11 protein-coding genes are annotated in these 18961 nt (G+C 53.9%); 4 read left to right on the plus strand and 7 right to left on the minus strand.

Annotated features, from left to right (window positions below; all coding sequences use genetic code 11):
* Positions 1-39: 39 nt before the first annotated feature.
* The 7 genes from ACKWCC_RS18095 to ACKWCC_RS18125 all read right to left on the minus strand — a co-directional run bounded on the left by ACKWCC_RS18095 (position 40) and on the right by ACKWCC_RS18125 (position 9163).
* Positions 40-720 (minus strand): TIGR04282 family arsenosugar biosynthesis glycosyltransferase, encoded by a 681-nt coding sequence (locus tag ACKWCC_RS18095; RefSeq protein ID WP_413997378.1) that lies wholly within the window; start codon positions 718-720, stop codon positions 40-42.
* Positions 721-861: 141 nt separating this feature from the next.
* Positions 862-2163: a BaiN/RdsA family NAD(P)/FAD-dependent oxidoreductase gene (locus ACKWCC_RS18100; RefSeq protein WP_413997379.1), complete on the minus strand. Its 1302-nt coding sequence runs from the start codon at positions 2161-2163 to the stop codon at positions 862-864.
* On the minus strand, positions 2160-2903 hold the full coding sequence (locus ACKWCC_RS18105) for a glycerophosphodiester phosphodiesterase (protein WP_413997380.1): 744 nt from the start codon (positions 2901-2903) through the stop codon (positions 2160-2162). Before ACKWCC_RS18105 ends, ACKWCC_RS18100 begins: the two co-directional genes overlap by 4 nt.
* Positions 2904-2911: 8 nt before the next feature.
* Positions 2912-4786 (minus strand): alpha-amylase family protein, encoded by a 1875-nt coding sequence (locus ACKWCC_RS18110; protein ID WP_413997381.1) that lies wholly within the window; start codon positions 4784-4786, stop codon positions 2912-2914.
* Positions 4787-4796: 10 nt separating this feature from the next.
* Positions 4797-7100, minus strand: a complete 2304-nt coding sequence (locus ACKWCC_RS18115) for a glycoside hydrolase family 65 protein (protein ID WP_413997382.1) — start codon at positions 7098-7100, stop codon at positions 4797-4799.
* Positions 7101-7227: 127 nt separating this feature from the next.
* Positions 7228-7893: a beta-phosphoglucomutase gene (gene pgmB / locus ACKWCC_RS18120; RefSeq protein ID WP_413997383.1), complete on the minus strand. Its 666-nt coding sequence runs from the start codon at positions 7891-7893 to the stop codon at positions 7228-7230.
* Positions 7894-8122: 229 nt separating this feature from the next.
* Positions 8123-9163, minus strand: coding sequence for a LacI family DNA-binding transcriptional regulator (locus ACKWCC_RS18125; protein ID WP_413997391.1), 1041 nt, complete (start codon positions 9161-9163; stop codon positions 8123-8125).
* A 212-nt stretch (positions 9164-9375) separates the two neighbouring features.
* Between ACKWCC_RS18125 and ACKWCC_RS18130 the strand changes: the two genes are divergently transcribed.
* From ACKWCC_RS18130 to ACKWCC_RS18145, 4 genes are all read left to right on the plus strand, one after another.
* Positions 9376-12414 (plus strand): SusC/RagA family TonB-linked outer membrane protein, encoded by a 3039-nt coding sequence (locus ACKWCC_RS18130; protein WP_413997384.1) that lies wholly within the window; start codon positions 9376-9378, stop codon positions 12412-12414.
* A gap of 13 nt (positions 12415-12427) precedes the next feature.
* Entirely contained in the window at positions 12428-13966 is a 1539-nt protein-coding gene (locus ACKWCC_RS18135; protein ID WP_413997385.1) for a RagB/SusD family nutrient uptake outer membrane protein, read from the plus strand.
* An 18-nt stretch (positions 13967-13984) separates the two neighbouring features.
* On the plus strand, positions 13985-15355 hold the full coding sequence (locus ACKWCC_RS18140) for a SusE domain-containing protein (protein ID WP_413997386.1): 1371 nt from the start codon (positions 13985-13987) through the stop codon (positions 15353-15355).
* Between the two features lie 84 nt (positions 15356-15439).
* On the plus strand, positions 15440-18799 hold the full coding sequence (locus ACKWCC_RS18145; RefSeq protein ID WP_413997387.1) for an alpha-amylase family glycosyl hydrolase: 3360 nt from the start codon (positions 15440-15442) through the stop codon (positions 18797-18799).
* The last annotated feature ends 162 nt before the right edge of the window (positions 18800-18961 follow it).

An 18961-nucleotide genomic window follows, 5' to 3' on the forward strand; every position in this document is an offset into this window, starting at 1 on the left:
TACGTTAAGTGATGGGGTCCAAAAAGACCGGAAAAAAAGTCACGAAACACCCAAGGGCGATCCCTTGTTGAAAAGATTGGATTGAAAAAAACGGGTACTTTCCCGCGCATCTTGTTCGGCCACCGGCGGTTGTTGGGACAGTAGGGCCAACAAGAGCTTCCTCAAGACCAAGGCAAGGGGCCTTACCGTATGGAGCAGCGTGCGCACATCCCTTAGGGCATCAATATCCGTGAGCCTGGGCAAAACGTAGGGACTGCCCCAACGGGAAAAATGGCGGATGATGGCATCGCAAAGCACAGCCCGTTGCCAAGGCAGTGCCCTAAAACTTTTGGCCTCAAAGGAATCCCTGTGAAAGCCCAAGACATACACGCCTCCATCCGTACTGGGGCCCACCACCGTTTTTCCCTGTTCCAGGTTTTTTAAGACGTGCAGTAGTTTTTTCGTGCTCAGGTGGGGCGTATCGTTTCCCACTGTGATGACACGTTCAAAGCCCCTGGCAAAGACGGAAGCTATGGCCGAGGTAAAACGGGTGCCAAAATCGGTACCCACCTGGGCGTCTTCCGTGCAAAGAACATAGGGAAGCTTGGTTTTTTTTACTTTTTTAAGAATGTCCTCATTGAGGGCCGTGAACAAGCTCCCCGACTTTGGGATGCCCTTTCGGCGCGCTTCCACAGCGGAGGAGTTGGCAAAAATGAGGATGGCGGTCTTGGAGGGCTGCACGGGCTTAAATTACGTTCAAATGTACAATAAAATGATTGTTTTTCCCTTTGGTCGCATTGTTAAACCGAGCATTACAAAAAAGAAAGAAATGGTCTGCATCAAAACCTAAGAGGCTGGGCCGCTGCACCAAGACCGTATCTTTCAGGGCGGGCCAAGGATGCCATCCCCTTCATTAACGGCCCATTTTGCGGCAATGGACTTTGCCGCAATATAGGCCCCGGTCCATGCATTTTGAAAATTGAAGCCGCCCGTTATGGCATCCACATCCATGATCTCTCCGGCAAAGTAAAGGTGGGGCAGCACTTTGCTCCCGAAGGTCTTAAAATTGATTTCGGTGAGCGTTACGCCCCCAGCGGTGACAAACTCTTCCTTAAAGGTGCTTTTGCCCCGCACGTGAAACACCCCGTGTCCCAACTGCCGGGCCAAGTCCTGTAGCTGTACCTTGGTCACTTGGGGCCAGGTGGTTGTCTTTTCAATATGGGCCGCCTGCAACAGATTGGCCCAAAGTCGCTTGGGCAAGTTGAAGAGTTTGGTGCGCAGCAGGGTCTTTTTTTCCACGGCCTTTACCTCCATCAAAAAAAGGAAGAGGCCTTCCTCGTGATATTCCGGAACCCAGTTCACCGCTATCCGAAAACTATAGCTGCGGGCGTGCAATTGGCGCGCCCCCCAGGCGGACAATTTTAGGATGGCGGGGCCGCTCATGCCCCAGTGGGTAATGAGCAGGGGGCCCTCCGAGACCAAAGGCGGTTCGGCATTCTTTTTTTTGCTCTTCAGCACAAGATCGGACTTTGGGGGCAGCACGGTTACCTCGGCGTGGGTGCTCAGTCCCGGGATATTGGCAATGCGATCATCGGTAATGTTAAAGGTGAACAGCGAGGGCACGGGAGACACTATGGTATGTCCCTTGGCCTGCAGCAATTTCCATATCTTGGGATTGCTGCCCGTGGCCATTAAGATGTACTTGGCCCGGAGCGTGGCATCATGGGTCTGCACCTCCCAGGGAAAGCTGGCCTCAGGATGGTGGCTTAGGTCCGTGACCGGTGTTTTGTTGAGCAGGCGGATGCCCAGTTTTTCGGCTTCGTCCAAAAAACAGTCAATAATGGTCTGTGAGGTATTGCTCTCGGGAAACATGCGCCCGTCTTCCTCTATTTTCAAGGCAATGCCGCGCGACTCAAAGAAGGCGACGGTGTCCCCGCTGGCGTGGGAGTGAAAGGGCCCCAACAGTTCCTTTTCGCCCCTGGGATAGTGCGTGGCCAGGTCGGAAGGGGTAAACACGGCATGGGTAACGTTGCAGCGGCCACCGCCCGAGACCTTGACCTTGGTAAGGAATTCCTTGCCCCGCTCCACGAGCACCACTCGGGCCCGCGGACAGGCCTGGGCCACGTGGATGGCCCCATAAAAACCGGCCGCCCCACCACCTATGACCAGCACATCGCAATTCAATTTACGCGGTCTGGATAGTCCGTAATAATACCGTCCACACCTAGGTCTTTCATCCTTTGGATGTCTTTTGGCTCGTTCACCGTCCAAGTGTAAATTTTAAAGCCCGCCTCCTTTATCTGGGCCACATTATCGGCATTGAGCTGGGCGTGATGGGGGTTTATGGCCTCGGCATTGAGCTTAATGGCCGTGGGGAGCGCCAAGAGCGGATCGTCCTCGGCAAGGACGGCCAGGCGTACCTTGGGATTCAAGCGGCGCATTTCTTCCAACTCGTCCCAACGGAAACTGGAAATGATGAAATTCTCGAAGTCCCACCCCCTACTTTCCGCATAATATTTGATGATGTGGTTTACCCGATCGGCGGTATTGGCCCCTTTCAGTTCAATGTTCAGGGCCACTTGGTTATCGATCAACTTCAGGACATCCTGCAGCATGGGAATCTTGTGCCCCCCATCCAAGATGAGGCGTTGCAGATCGGAAATGGTGTACTCCTCAATGTTGCCCGGGCCGTTGGTGAGGCGGTCCACGGTCTGATCGTGGAAGACCACGATCTCATTGCTCTTAATCTTAAAGACATCGATCTCCATCATGTCCACCCCAAGGTCCAAGGCCTTCTGTACGGAAGCCAGGGAGTTTTCGGTCTCGTGCCCCATGGCGCCCCTGTGCCCTATGACCAAGGGGCCTTTTTTAACACAGGAGGTCATGGTTACGATCATTGCCAACATAAGAAGTGTTTTTTGCATGGCCCGGTTTATTGGTTCAGCTCAAAAATAAAGGATTCCAACGGATTTACATCCACCCTAAAATTCCCCTTTCCATTTTCAACCGTCAGCACATTTTTGGAACCATATAGGGCGTCCTCCAGAGGATATTCCCCATTGGGCAAGGACCAAGCATCAATGATGTGCGGTGGCAGCTGCAGTTGAAAGCCAAAGGTATGGTGTGCGTCAAAATTGGAGACCACGATCAGCTTCTGATCACCGGACCAGCGCACATAGGACAATACGCGGTGGTTGTAGTATTCCGTGTGTTCGCGATTGTAAAAATGAATGTCGGCATAGGCGCCCATCAAGGCACTGCTCTGGCGCGTAAAGGTGAGCAATCTTCTGTAAAAATCCCGGAGTGCCCTTTCTTCATCGGAGAGTTGGCCGCCGTCAAATTTCTTGTCGTTCACCCAGCGCTGGTGTTGGGGCACCCCGATATAGTCGAAAATGGAGGTGCGGCTGGGCGCCCCAAACCCGGCATGCTCCGCTCCGGGCTCTCCCACTTCCTGCCCAAAATAGAGCATGGTGGGCGATGTGGTGGTGGTGGCGGAGACCACCATGGCCGGCTTGCCGCGTTGGGCGTCCCCGGCAAATTCGGGACTCGCAATGCGCTGCTCGTCATGGTTCTCCAAAAAGTGCAGCATGTGGTGCTCAATGTCCTCCAGTCCTTCCAAGACCTTGGGGATGTGGTCCGTCCAGCCATGGCCCTGCATGATGTGCTTCAAACTATCGTACAATTCCACCTTGTCATAGAGGTAGTCCATTTTTCCCTTGTGGATGTAGTCCCGGTACAGGGCCGGATTGTACACTTCGGCCAACAAAAAAGCATCCGGATTTTCCATTTTTATGTGGGTGTTCATATAGCTCCAGAACTCCACCGGGACCATCTCGGCCATATCAAACCGAAAACCATCCACCCCCAATGCCGTCCAATAGAGGGCAATGTCCCTGAATTTCTTCCAGGAACTGGGCACGTCCCTGTCCCGCCAAAAATCATAGTGGGCCCCTACGTCCTTTTCGGCAATATCCTGGGGCAGGGCTTCAAAATCTTGGGTGCCGTCTGGCCGTACCCCGTAATTTATCTTTACCGTCTCGTACCAATCGTTCATGTTGGGGCGTGCTTCGCGAGATCCATTGCCCGTCCATTTGGCCGGGTTCTCAGTAAACCTGCCATCCACGGCCGGGTGTTCCTGCCCGCCCAAGGGCACATACCCATTTTCCCACTGGGGCACCTGAAAGGCCTGTCCGGGGATGTAGTAAAAATTATTGTCCCTGTGATAGGCAACGGAGGTATCGTCCTCGGCCCCAAAATCGGTGACCCCCTCCGGGTTCGTCAACCCCTCATAGGCGCGGGCCACGTGGTTGGGCACAATGTCAATGAGCACCTTCATCCCGGCGTCATGGGTGCGCTTCACCAGGGCCTTGAACTCTTCCAAACGCTGGCTGGGATCCAGGGCCAGATCCGGATTTACGTTGTAGTAATCCTTGACCGCATAGGGTGATCCGGCGCGGCCCTTGACCACATCGGGGTCGTCATTGGAGATGCCGTATGCCGTATAGTCGTTGATGAGGGCATGGTGCGGCACCCCGGTGTACCACATGTGGGTGACCCCCAGATCACGGATCTCTTGTAGGGCCTTGGGCGTAAAATCGGCAAATTTGCCCACGCCGTTCTGTTCCATGGTGCCCCAGGGCACGTTGGTGGCCACCGTATTGCCAAAGAGCCGGGTGAACACTTGGTACACCACGGCCTTTCCTTTTGTCTCCTGCATGATCTTTGGGGGGTTTTGCACCTCTTGGTCTTGGCAGGCCACCACTAGGAGCAGGGCCAAAAGAAAGGAGGTGGTCATTGTCTTTTTCATTGTTCTGGGGTTAGGCATCCACGGTCTTACCGGGGTACAGTTGCACCTTTTTGCCGTTTACCCGTATGCTCATCTCGGTGGTGCCGGTAAGGTAAAAACTACTGCCCTTGTGGCTCACGGTCACCTTGATGATGCGGTCCCTAAAATTCACCTTAAAGGAAAAGGCGTCCCATTGTTTTGGAAGCTGCGGGGTAAAGGACAGTTTGTCGTTTATGAGGCGCATGCCCCCAAAACCCTCCACAATGCTCATCCAGGTTCCGGCCATGGAGGTAATGTGCAGCCCCTCTTCCACCTCTTTGTTATAATCGTCCAGATCCAATCTCGAGGTTCTCAGGTAAAAAGCATAGGCTTGGTCCATACGGCCCAATTTGGCGGCCTGTATGCTGTGCACGCAGGGCGAAAGGGAAGACTCATGCACGGTGAGCGGTTCGTAGAAATCAAAGTGGCGTTCCAGTTCTTCCTGGGTAAAATGATCTTCAAAGAAGTAGAATCCCTGCAACACATCGGCCTGTTTTATGTAGGGCGAGCGCAAGATGCGGTCCCAGCTCCATTTTTGGTTAATGGGGCGTTCTGCCTTGGGAAGCTCCGCAGCCGGCAGGAGCACTTTGTCCAAAAAGCCGTCTTGTTGCAAAAAGACCTTGTGTTTCTCTGTGTAGGGAAAATAGAGGTTGTTGGCCACCTCCCGCCAGGCCTCGCATTCCTCTTCGGTGAGCTTGGTCTTGCCCACCACCCGGCCATGATCGTCCGGATAGCCCTCTTCCACTTTGTACAACTGTTCCAAAGTGTACTCCAGGCACCATTTGGCGAGGTAGTTGGTGTACCAATTGTTGTTTACGTTGTTCTCGTATTCATTGGGGCCGGTAACCCCGAGCATGACATATTTACCCTTGTCCTGGCTAAAATTGACCCGCTGTTGCCAAAACCGCGCGATGCCGATCAAGACCTCCAGTCCCATTTCGGGGATGTAGCTATAATCTCCCGTATATCTGAAATAATTGTAAATGGCAAAGGCAATGGCGCCGTTACGGTGTATTTCCTCAAAGGTGATCTCCCATTCGTTATGGCACTCCTCCCCGTTCATGGTCACCATGGGGTAGAGGGCAGCCCCGTTCACGAACCCGAGTTTTTCGGCATTCTCAATGGCCTTCTGCAAATGGTTGTAACGGTATTTCAACAATTTACGCGCCACTTGGGCATCTTTTGTGGCCATATAGAAGGGGATGCAATAGGCTTCGGTGTCCCAGTAGGTACTGCCCCCATATTTTTCTCCCGTAAAGCCCTTGGGGCCAATGTTGAGACGGGAATCCGTGCCCAGGTAGGTCTGGTTCAACTGAAAAATGTTGAAACGAATGCCCTGTTGGGCCTTGACATCGCCAGTTATGGTAATGTCGCTCATTTCCCAAATGGCCGCCCAGGCCTTTTTTTGCTCTTCCAACAGCGCCTCAAAGCCCATTTCAGTGGCTTGGTCCAACACGCTTTGGGCCGCGCTCACCAGGGCCTTGGCATCATGGTTGCGGGAAACCGTGTAGCCCCCAAACTTGGTCAAGGCCACGGCCGTTCCTTTTTTTACCTTTTGGGCGTAGCGCAAAACAATGCCGGTTTCGGTCTTTTCGGTCTCCTTGAGGGCCACCGGTTTCCCTTCGTGGACCACCTGGGCCTGCATGTAGGTACAGGTCTCAAAATGGGTCTTCATGGTATGCGCCTCCAGGAAGGCACGATGCCCCTGCCCCGTTATGGCGGTAATGTTCCAGAATTTATCGTCCCAATTACTATCCTCATTGGTTATTCCGCCATCCAAATAGGGCCCTAACACCACTTCCGCATCTTGGTTGAGCACTTGGACCTGGTAGCGTATGGCCCCCAACTCGTCCATGGCGAGGCTCAAGATACGTTGTGCCCTTACCCCTACTTCCACGTTGTTGGGCAGCACGGCGGTGAAACTGCGGGCATACCATCCTTCTTGCATGTTCAGTTCCCGCCTAAAGTCCCTCACTTGCTTGCAGGTGGCCAGATCCAGGGGCTCCCCGTTGATCTCCACGTTTATACCGATCCAATTGGGCGCATTGAGCACCTTGGCAAAGTACTCGGGGTAGCCGTTCTTCCACCAGCCCACCCGGGTCTTGTCCGGGTAGTACACCCCGGCAATGTAACTTCCTTGAAACGTGGGGCCCGAGTACTGCTCCTCAAAGTTGGCGCGTTGGCCCATGGCCCCGTTGCCCATGCTAAAAAGACTTTCGGAAGATTTTACCTGTTCGGCATCAAAACCTTCCTCTATGATGCTCCAGGGGTCTTGCTGTATATAATCCTGATTCATGTTCTACTTTCTTTTAATGGCCCTTTTACTAAAAAAGGGGGTTGTTGGTTATTGGTTTCTGTTATTGGCCCATAATACAAAGGGCGGCGCACCAAAAATGGGGCACGGGACAAAGAGAGGCCTGCCGTTATCCCGTGGCCGGTTGCAGCAGTCCCTGCAAGAAGGCATTGTCCATTTCCGTGAAATTGGCAAAACAATGCCGCGCCCCGGTGAGCACCGTGGCATCACCTATGCCCACGGAAACCATCTGGGCACGGTTCGCGGCCTCGATACCGGCCAGCGCATCCTCGAACACCACACAGTGCTTGGGCGCCACGCCCAGGAGATCGGCCGCTATGAGAAATACCTCGGGGTCCGGCTTGGCCTTGGTAACACTGTTACCGTCCACAATATGGTCAAAATACGACAGTAAACCCACCTTTTCCAAAATGGGCCGGGCATTCTTACTGGCACTTCCCAGGGCTATGGGCGCCCGGTGCTGCTTGAGGAACTTGAGCACCCTGGGCACATCGGGCAGGATTTCCGAAGCGTCCATTTTTTCAATATAGCTCAGATAGTCCTCGTTCTTTTCCACCATCCAGTAATCAAATTGCGCTTGGGTGGCGGTTACCTTACCGATCTCCAACAGGATTTCCAAACAACGTTTGCGGCTCACCCCTTTGAACAATTCATTCTGTTCTTCGGTAAACTCAAACCCCAGTTCATTGGCCAATTTTTTCCAAGCCAGGTAATGGTATTTGGCCGTGTCCACAATGACCCCGTCCAAATCGAAAATAAATCCTTTTTGTTTCATAAAAATAGGTGCATCCCATCCACATCACAAGGGATGTCTTTGGGTAAGATTACAATATGTGACCATTTTTTGTTCGGAAACCCCTTCCCGAAGGGAATTGGAATGTCAAAAACCAGAACGTTTGGCGGTTTTTGTGCCATCCTTGGCACCGAATTAATTTGTGAGAAGTAAAGCGAATTGCAGGGCAAAGATATCAATTTTAAGGCAAATGCCCCAAGAACCCAAAAAATTATGGTGTGGATTCCCGCTCCATCAGGGTGGTGGGCACCACTTTGGTGCGGTAGGGCATGGGGTCCCCTTCTGCCTCCAGCCGATCGATGAGGGTGGCCGCCGCCATTTTGCCCATTTCCACCCCGTGCTGGTCTATGGTGGTAAGGCTGGGGCGGTGGTATTTGCTCATGACGCCGTTTGAAAAGCAGACCACGGCCACGTCTTGGGGCACCTTTAGGCCCAATTCCAGTGCCACCTTAATGGCCGTAATGGCGTACAGCTCGTTCACCGCGAACACCCCGTCTATTTGGGGCTGCTCTTGGAATTTTTGCCGTATTGCCTTTTCCAGGTCGGGCCTTGGGGCTTCAAACCCCCCTTTGTCATCCACTTTCAGCATCAATTCCTCGTCCAAGGGCATGCCGTGGGCCGCCAAGCAGTCTGCATAGCCCTGGGAGCGCAAGCGTCCCACGTTCAAATAATCTTCGGTGGAAAGCAGCAAGATCTTCTTGCTGCCGCCATCAAGCAGCTTCTTTACCGCGTCCTTGGCCGCCCCGTAGTCATCGATCACCACCTTGTCGCACAACACTTCCCTGACCACCCTGTCGAACATGGTGATGGGCACCCCCTGGCTAATGACCTCGTTGAGGTGGTGAAAATCGGCCAGCGCCATGGTCTCTTTGGACACGGAGAGGATAAAACCATCGATACTTCCGTTTACCAAAAGGTCCATGTTCATCACTTCCTTGTGAAAGGACTCATTGCTCACCCCAATGATCACATTGTAGCCGCGTTCATTGGCCACTTGCTCCACGCCGCTGAGCACTTCGGCGAAAAAGTTGTGCACCAGTTCTGGAATGATCACCCCTATGGTGTTGCTCTGTTTGTTCTTGAGGCTAAGGGCGATGCTGTTGGGGCGATAATTGTAAAGCTTTGCAAATGCCTGGATCTTGTCCCTGTTTTCCTGGCTTATTTCCGGGTTGTTGTGCAGGGCCTTGGAAACGGTGGAAATGGAGACCCCAAGTTCGGTCGCGATCTTCTTCAGGGTCATTTTTGGCTTCATGTCCATGGCATATCATTAAAAATCATATGGCGAAACTAGCAAAAAGGGATTACAAGCAGGTGTTTTTTGCCATAATCGAAAAACTTATTAACCCGAAAACGTTGTAAGCCCCCGCCATACGGGGGAAGAGCGCGTTTTTGATGTTTATTTAACCTAACTTTAGCACGAGAAGTATTGCAAACCCTCTTACAAACCTATTTAAAATTCAATTTATGGAAAATATACCTAAATATGTCCTTTTTTGTCTTTTTGCCATCCCCCTGGGGGTTTTTGGGCAAATGACCGTGAGCGGTACCGTGACAGAGGCAGATACGGGAATGCCATTGCCGGGGGTGAACATTGTGATCAAGGGCACCACAACGGGCACTGCCACGGATTTTGATGGAAACTACATTTTGGAGGCCAATGAGGGCGATGTACTCTCTTTCTCCTACATTAGCTATAAGACCCAGGAAGTGACCGTGACCGGCCCCACCTTGAACGTGGTGATGGAAGAAGACGCCGCCATGTTGGATGAAGTGGTGGTCATAGGCTATGGCACCACCACCGTGGACGATGCCACCGGATCGGTGGACCTGATCACCACCGAAGATTTTAACCAAGGGGCCATTGTCTCCACCGATCAGCTCCTGAACGGTAAGGCCGCCGGGGTCAGGATCACCACGGCGGGCGGTTCCCCGGATGCCGCCCCGAACATCAGGATACGGGGAGGGGCCTCTTTGAACGCCCAGAACAACCCCCTGATCGTTATAGACGGGGTGCCCATTGGCCAGGACAATCCCGCCGGTGTGGCCAACCCCCTGAACCTCATCAACCCCAACGATATTGAGAGCTTCAGTATCTTAAAGGATGCCTCGGCAACCGCCATATATGGGTCCCGGGCCTCCAATGGGGTGCTCATCATCACCACCAAAAAGGGTACTTCCGGAGACCTGAAGTTCAATGTTTCCAGCGATGTCTCCGTGAGCAGCGCCGGAGAGGGCCTGGATATGATGAACAGTGCGGAATACCTTAGGTTCATGAACGAGTTCAACCCTGGTTTTGTGGACCTGTTGGGCGTGCCCGCGGGCACGGTGCAAAACGATGAGCCCTCCCGGGTGGTGAACGGCAGGGAAATCTACGATACGGACTGGCGCGATGCCGTATTGCGCACCGCCTTTACCAGCAACACCAACTTTAGCCTTCGCGGTTCCATCGCAGATCGCATGCCCATCAGGGCCTCTTTGGGGTACACCAATGCAGAGGGCATTGTGCGCACCGATGACTATGAACGTATCACAGGATCGGTGAAGCTCACCCCCTATCTGTTCGATGATAAACTGAAGATAGATTTCAACGCCAAGGCCATCTATGCCAAGAAAAATGCGATAGATGGGGACGGCGCCCTGGGAGGCTCCTTGGTGTTCGATCCCACAAAGCCCATTCTGAACAACGCTGCGGACAATCCGTTCGGGGGCTTCTATACCAACACCACGGCCGATGGCAACCTGGACGGCGGCCAAAATCCATTGGCACTGCTCCTGCAACGCGAAAGACCGGAGGATGTGTTCCGTTTTTTGGGCAATGTTGAATTTGATTATGAGCTGCCCTTTGTCAAGGGCCTCAACGCCGTGCTGAACCTTGGTCTGGACAAGTCCCAAGCAAACATAGAGGAGGTGTTTGCCCCCAATGCCATCGCCACCTTCCGGAACGATTTCCAAGTCTTCAATCCCGGGGTGAACTTTAGGGAAGATCAGGACATAACCAATACCACCTTGGATTTTTACCTTAAATACGCGAAGCGGTTCGATGTGGGCTTTCTCACCAATTTCGATGCCCAGGCGGGCTATGCCTATCAGAACTTTGAGAACGATGGCGTACGGGACGAGTTCATCTACTCCCCGGACACCGGCCTGCGCGAGGAACTGTTTGATGCCAACAACCCGGAGAACAGGTACTACAATGTCTTGAACCTGCAATCTTTCTTTGGCCGTACCAACTTTAGCTTTTTGGGACGTTATCTCTTGACACTTTCCGTACGGGCAGATGGTTCTTCTCTCTTCCAAGAGGGCAACCGATGGGGCTACTTCCCCTCTGCGGCCCTGGCCTGGCAGATCAACGAAGAGGCCTTTTTGGAGAACAGCAGGCTGATCAACCAGTTGAAGCTGCGCTTGGGCTGGGGACAAACGGGACAGCAGGACATTACCGGTGCCGTGGGCTTTTACCCTTCCAGGGCCCTGTTCATTCCGGGCAGCCCCACCTCACAGTACCTTCCGGGACTTACCCTGTACAGCGCCAATCCGTTCAATCCGGACCTTACCTGGGAAAAGACCACCACCTACAACGCAGGTCTGGACTTTGACCTTTTCAGCAAGGGCGTCATAAACGGCTCGTTCGATGCGTACTGGAGGGAGACCACGGACCTCTTGGCCCGCGTGCCCCTGCCCCCGGGACAGGCGCTCACCAACTCCTTTATAAAGAATGCGGGCGCCACGGAGAGCTATGGTTTTGAAACGGCGCTGAACATCACCCCCATCCAAACCGATGACCTCACCTTCCGCATCAATTCCAATTTTGCCTACAATTATGTGGAGATCACCAATCTGGAAGGGGCAGACCTCATTCCGGCAGATGGCACCCTGCGCGGTACCGGGGCCACCCTGCGCTACCACGGCATAGGAAGCCAGCCCTTCAGTGCCCTGGTCTTTAAACAAGTGTACGACAAAGATGGGGCGCCCATACCCAATGCCTTTGTAGATCGTAACGGGGACAACCAGATCACCTTTGAGGACCGCTACCTGAAACCCACAGTGCCTAATTGGACCTATGGCTTTGGCGTGAACCTGAATTACAAAAAATGGGACCTGAGCGCCGCCATGCGCGGCCAGATCGGCGGTCTGGTGTACGATTTTAACCTGTTGAACTTTGGTTTTACCGAAAGTGCCATCCCCGTGAACAACAACGTTACCACCAATGTGCTCAACTTTTATGATGGCGCCGCCGATCCCGTTTTTAGGAATGTTTTGGGAAATGTTCAATTTTCGGATTACTATCTTAGGGATGCCAGTTTCCTAAGGTTTGACAACATTGCCCTGGGCCGCACCTTTGACCACATGATCAAGAACGGCACGGTGCGGATGTACGCTGCGGTGACCAATCCCTTCTTGTTCACCAACTACGAGGGGCAGGACCCGGAGAACTTTGGTGCCATAGACCGTAATTTCTATCCGCGGCCCACCGTCTATACCTTTGGCTTAAATATAGGATTCTAAAAAAATGAACGCGATGAAAAAAACAATATACCTAGTTTCGGCCCTGCTGGCCTTGGGCCTTGCGAGTTGCATCAACGATTTGGAGACCACCCCTGAGGTGGAGCTCACCCTGGAGGAGGTGATCAATAGGGATCCCAATGCCGTGGAAGGGATTGTCTCCCGCCTCTATGCCTCCTTTGCCCTCTCCGGCCCGGACGGTCCAGGTAGTTCGGACATCAGTGACGATGCCGGGGAATCTCCCTTTCTTAGGGGCATCATCAACCTGCAGGACTTCACCGCGGACGGGATGAAGAACCGCTGGGGAGACGATGGCCTGGACCAGCTCACCACCGCTTCCAATTGGGACAGCAACAACAAGTTCTTTAGGTACCTGTACAACCGGGCCTATTACACCATTCCGCAGACCAACAATCTCTTGAACGTCTTACAGACGGTGGATGTGCCGGAAGAGGATGTGGTGGCCGGCGAGGCACGTTTCCTGAGGGCATTGGCCTACTACTACCTCATTGATGGCTTTGGCAAGGGCGTCTTGGTCACCGAAGCAGATTTTGGGGAGACCGATTTCTTGCCGGAGGCTTCCAGGACCGAACTGTTCAATTACGTGGAAGGGGAACTCTTGGAGATAGAGCCCCTATTGCCAGAGAGCAATGACTACGGTAGGGTGAACCGCTATGTGGTGAACATGCTGCTGGCCAAACTCTACCTCAACGCCGAGGTCTATACCGGCACGGCAAGATGGGACGATGCCCTGATACATGTGGAACGGGTGATCAACGGGCCCTACACCTTGGACCCCAATTTTGTGCGCCTCTTCTCCGGGGACAACGATGCCTCTCCCGAGATCATTTTTCCGCTCATTGCCGATCCGCTCACCAGCCAAAGCTTTGGCAACACCACCTACATTGTCAATGGCAACCTGAGCCCGGACACCATGGAGCCCATTGCCCAGTTCGGTGCCCTACAGGGCTGGCAGGGACACCGCGCCACCAAGGCCTGGTACGGACTGTACGGCGACCTGGAGACCAGCACGGACGACAGGGCCGAGCTCTTCTGGACCGAGGGACACAATTTTGAAATGGAGAACTACCGTACCTGGACGGACGGCTACCCCTCCATAAAATTCAGGAATGCCGGTTTTAACACCGAATTGCCGGCAACGGACTTTTCCGGTACCGATTTTCCCCTTTACAGACTGGCCGATGCGTATTTGATGTACGCCGAGCTGGCCCTTAGGGGCGCCGCCGGAGCGGACATTTCCACCGCCTTGGGCTACGTGAACCAAGTACGGGAGCGATCCAATGCGGCACCCATTGCCACCGGAGACCTTGACCTTGATTTTATCATTGACGAAAGGGCCAGGGAACTGAACCTTGAGGGCCACCGAAGAACGGACCTGATCCGCTTTGGCCGCTTCACCGGCGCCGATTACCTCTGGCCTTGGAAAGGCAATACGGTGAACGGAAGCGCCATACCGGAGCACTACAAATTGTTCCCCATTCCAGAGCTTGCCCTGCAAGGAAACCCCAACCTAACCCAAAATCCCGGCTACTAACCTTTAAAATCCATCACAATGAAAAATACAATGAAATCCCTTAAAATCTTGTTCCTGAGCTGCCTTGCCCTTGGAGGTATGGTGGCCTGCGAGGACGATACCGACTTTGAGTTCATCGCCGCCCCTGATGCGGAGGGCGTGAATTTTAGCGGCACCTTCGCCAATGAATACCTCCTCTCCCAGGAAACGGCCAGCAATGTGGCCGAGCGCTTCGTGTGGAGCCCCGTGGACCTTGGCGTGCCCACCCCCGCCAGTTATCAACTTTTTGGCTCCATTTCCGAGACCTTTGACGAGCCCGCCGAAGACCTCTACGACTCCGGGGTGATCAACATTACCAACCAAGCGGTGCTGGTATCCGATCTGTTGGCCATGGCAGAGCGTATGGAGTTGGAAGCGGAGGAGACCGGCACGGTCTATTTCCGGGTAAAGGCCTTTGCCGGAGACGGCCAGAGTGCCAGCACGGACACCTTCTCGCCCACCCAGGCGCTCACCATAAGAAAGATCGAGGCCGTTGCCCCCGGTGGAGGTGGCAGGGAAATAGCATCGTGGGGCATAGTGGGGTCCGCAGCCAACGACTGGGGCGGTGCTGGACCGGACATTACCTTTTACACCACGGATGACCCCAATATCATCGTGGCCTATGCCAACCTGAAGGATGGCGAATTTAAGGTCAGGGAAAACAACGAATGGGGCGGAGACCTGGGCGATGCCAACGCGGATGGCATCTTGGATGCAGACCCGGACAACAACATTCCCGTAACCGCCGGAGACTATAAAATGACCATTGACCTGAGCGATATGAGCTACACCCTGGAGCCTTTCTCCTGGGGCATTGTGGGATCGGCCTGGAACGATTGGGGCGGAGCGGGACCCGATGCCAAACTCTTCTATGATTACGTAACCGATACCTTTAAGGTGGGTGTACGTTTAATGGATGGTGAAATGAAGATAAGGAAGAACAACACTTGGGATGCCGACTTTGGCGATACTGGTGCAGATGGCACCTTGGATGCCGGGGGAGACAACATCGTGGTTTCCGAAGGCCATTATGTGCTTACCGTAAACTTCAATGACAACACCTACACGCTGGAAACCGCAGAACTGTACGGCGTGGTGGGGTCAGGATACAATGATTGGGGCAATGACGGTCCCGATTTTACCTTTACGCCCTTGAGCAACGGACAATGGATAGCGGAAAACGTTACCCTTGTGGATGGTGAAATCAAGTTTAGGGTGAACAATGCGTGGGACAGCGATTTTGGCGACACCGGGGCAGATGGTACCTTGGATGCCGGTGGTGACAATATTGCCGTTTCGGCGGGTGTATATGATATTCGTTTGGATCTGAGCGATGCCACGGCACCTACCTACACCCTGATCACCAAGTGATCCCGGAAAGGGGTACACTGATATATGAACATGTGAAAAAGGGGCTGCCAGAACAGCCCTTTTTTTGTCTCTAAAAAGCACATTATGATCAAAAAACTATGCTTTCTACTGCTGCTGGTACAGTGGCCGTTAGCGGCCCAACAGCAACAGGGCACCTTTGCCATTGACCCTCCCGCCTTTAGCGAAAATGAGGAGATCACCATAACCGTTTCCGGTGTGGACCCTTCTGTTTGGGGCGTCTCAGATGTGTACCTGTGGGCCTGGTACTTCAAGGGCAACAGCACCAATGCCACCGATTCGCCCACCAACGGCACCTGGCAAGATTCAGATGAAACACAGAAGATGACCGCCAATGCAGATGGCACCTTCAGCTACACCCTTACCCCCACCGCGTTCTACAATGACACCGATATAGGGCGCATGGGCATGCTGGTGAAGGCCAAGGACGGCACAGGCGACAACAAGACCCAGGACCATCTGGTGGATGTGGGCACCTACCAACTGGCCCTGACGGCACCCTCCGAGCCCCTTACCGTTCTGGATGCCGGAACATCCCTCACCGTTACCGCCACAACCACCGAAGCGGCCACTTTTGTGCTCTCCGCCAACGGCACTGACATTGACAGCGGTACCGTCCCGGGAACGGACTATTCCTTTACCGTGACCAACATTTTGGAGAGCACTGATTTTGAGCTGCAGGCCACCAGCAATGGCGAAACCCTAACGGAGACCTTCTCCGTGGTGGTGCGGCCCACCGTAACGGAAGCACCCCTGCCCAGTGGTGTCCAAGACGGCATTAACCTGGATGCGGCAGACCCCTCCACCGCCACCTTGGTGCTCTATGCCCCCGGCAAGGAATTTGTGCACCTTATTGGGGATATGAACGACTGGAGCGTTCAAGATGATTACCTGATGAACAGGGATCCCGCCACAGACCGATTTTGGATCACCCTTACGGACCTTGTGCCCCGGACCAATTATGGCTACCAATACCTGGTGGATCTGGACATCAACGTGGCCGACCCCTACAGCACCACCATCCTGGACCCCTTCAACGATGGTTTTATTGATGCGGAAACCTACCCGGACCTGCCCGCCTATCCGGTGGGCAAGACCACCCAGGCCGTGACCCTGCTGCGTACCGGCGACCCGGCCTTTAACTGGTCTGCCGAAACTTTGAACTTTAAGAAACCAGACCGCGACAAATTGGTGATCTATGAACTTTTGATCCGCGATTTTGACGAGCGCCACAGTTTTGATGCCGTCAGGGAACGACTGGATTATCTGGAAGGTCTGGGGGTGAACGCCATTGAGCTGATGCCGGTGAACGAGTTTGACGGCAATGAGAGCTGGGGCTACAATCCCGCCTTTCACAACGCCCTGGACAAATACTACGGTACGCCCGAAGCCTTCAAGACCCTGATCGATGAGTGCCACAAAAGGGGCATGGCCGTGATCTTGGACGTGGTGTACAACCACGCCTCCGGACAGCACCCCTACTACCGCCTCTGGAACACGGACAACGGCGGTACGGGCGGGCAGGCCGCCCCGGACAATCCCTTCTTTAACCCTGCGCCACGCCACGCCTACAATGTCTTCAATGATTTTAACCACCAATCTGCCGCCACCCGGGCCTATGTGGAACAGACCTTGGCGCACTGGATCACCGAATACAGGGTGGATGGCTTCCGCTGGGACCTCACCAAGGGCTTTACCCAAAACTGTACGGCTTCTGACGAGGGCTGCACCAACACCCTGCAACAGGACCGCATTGAGGTACTGAAACAGTATGCGGACGTGCAGTGGGCCCTTGATCCGGATTTCTACGTGATCTTTGAGCACTTGGGCGTCATTGCAGAGGAAAAAGAGTGGGCAGATTACCGTTTGGACGAGGGCAAGGGCATCATGTTCTGGAACAAATTGACCGATCCCTACAACGAGACCACGATGGGCTACCATGTGGGTGGGCAATCGGATTTTTCCAATGTGTCCTACCAGGTCAAGGGCTTTGACAATCCGGCGGCCATCTCCTATATGGAAAGCCATGACGAGGAGCGCATCATGTACAAGAACCTGGAATTTGGCAATGTGCAGGGCAGTTACTCCGTGAAGGATCTGGACACCGCCCTGGAACGGGTGGCCGCCGCCGGCGCCTTTCTCTTTCTGGTGCCCGGCCCCACCATGCTCTGGCAATTTGGCGAACTGGGCTATGAGGTGCCCATAGACTTCAACGGCAGAACGGGGAACAAGCCCATTCGTTGGGAGTACCTCCAAGACCCAGATCGCAAGGCCATTTATGATACCTGGGCCAAGCTCATCGACCTAAAAAAAGAGGCACCCATTTTTACTACTGTGGAGTTTGAGTTGGATGCACGGGCCGCAAATGGGGTAAAGAAATTGCACCTGTCCCATAGCGGTGCGGATGCCGATGGGATTTCTGCCGTGACCGTGATCGGTAATTTTGGGATGACCACGACCTCGGTGGACCCTGAATTCCAGGAGACCGGCACCTGGTACAATCTTATGGAACGGAACAGCCCCTTGGAGGTGAGCAGCCCCAACATGCCCATGACCCTGCAACCGGGGGAATTCAGGGTCTTTGGCAACCGCCCCTTTGTGGAGGCGGATGACCTGGACAGTGACGGGGTGCCCAATGCGGAAGACCAGTGTCCGGATACGCCCCTGGGCGCCACCGTGGACGTAAGCGGGTGCACAGTGTTTACCCTGCCCAGCTCCAACTACACGGTAAGCAGCGAGAGCATTGCCTGCCGGGGACAGGAAAGCGGAAGCATCCACATCAGTTTTGAGGCCCCGCTGACCTATCTGCTCACCGCGAGCGGGCCCAATGGCTTTGAACGGTCCGAGACCATCAACACCTCCGAGTTCAGTCTAACGGATTTGGCGGCCGGAGCCTATTCGCTCTGTTTTTCGGTGGATGGGGAGACGGATTACGAACAGTGCTTTGACATGCAGCTTGCCCAACCGGAAGACCTCTCCGTGTTCTCCCAGTTGGATACCAACAACCAGGAACTCCTTTTGACGCTCTCCGGAAGCAAACACTATGTTGTGACCTTGAACGGCATGGCCCAACAAACACAGAACGAAAGCTTGAAACTGTCCCTGCAACCCGGGACCAATACGGTAACGGTGAGCACGGGATTGGATTGCCAGGGCAGTTTTACGGAAACCTATTTCATTTCGAGCGAGACCCATTTTTATCCAAATCCCGTGGGCAATGAGCTTTCCCTGTACATTGGCGGAAACGATGCGCAAGTGGACCTGGTCATGTACAACATGGCCGGCAGCGTGGTGGCCACCCAAGGCTACAAGGTGCCGCCCAACAGAAAGATAGAACTGCCCATGGCGCAGTACAGCCGGGGGCAATACCTCATAAAATTGGTAGGGCCCACCACAAACAAGGTTTTGAAAGTAATGAAGCAATAACATGGAGATGGTTAAAACTACCTCAACCTATGGTGGCCCAGTAAAAAACCACACCTTCTTAGAAGGTGGCTTTGGCTAGCCCCCATAGGGGGCGTCCCGGGCAAGTCCTAAAAATCGAATCTTTGCTGATGATCCTCGACTTTCTTCTCCTCACTCTCCTGG

This window comes from Maribacter aquimarinus (genome assembly GCF_047345505.1).
Classification (GTDB): Bacteria; Bacteroidota; Bacteroidia; order Flavobacteriales; family Flavobacteriaceae; genus Maribacter.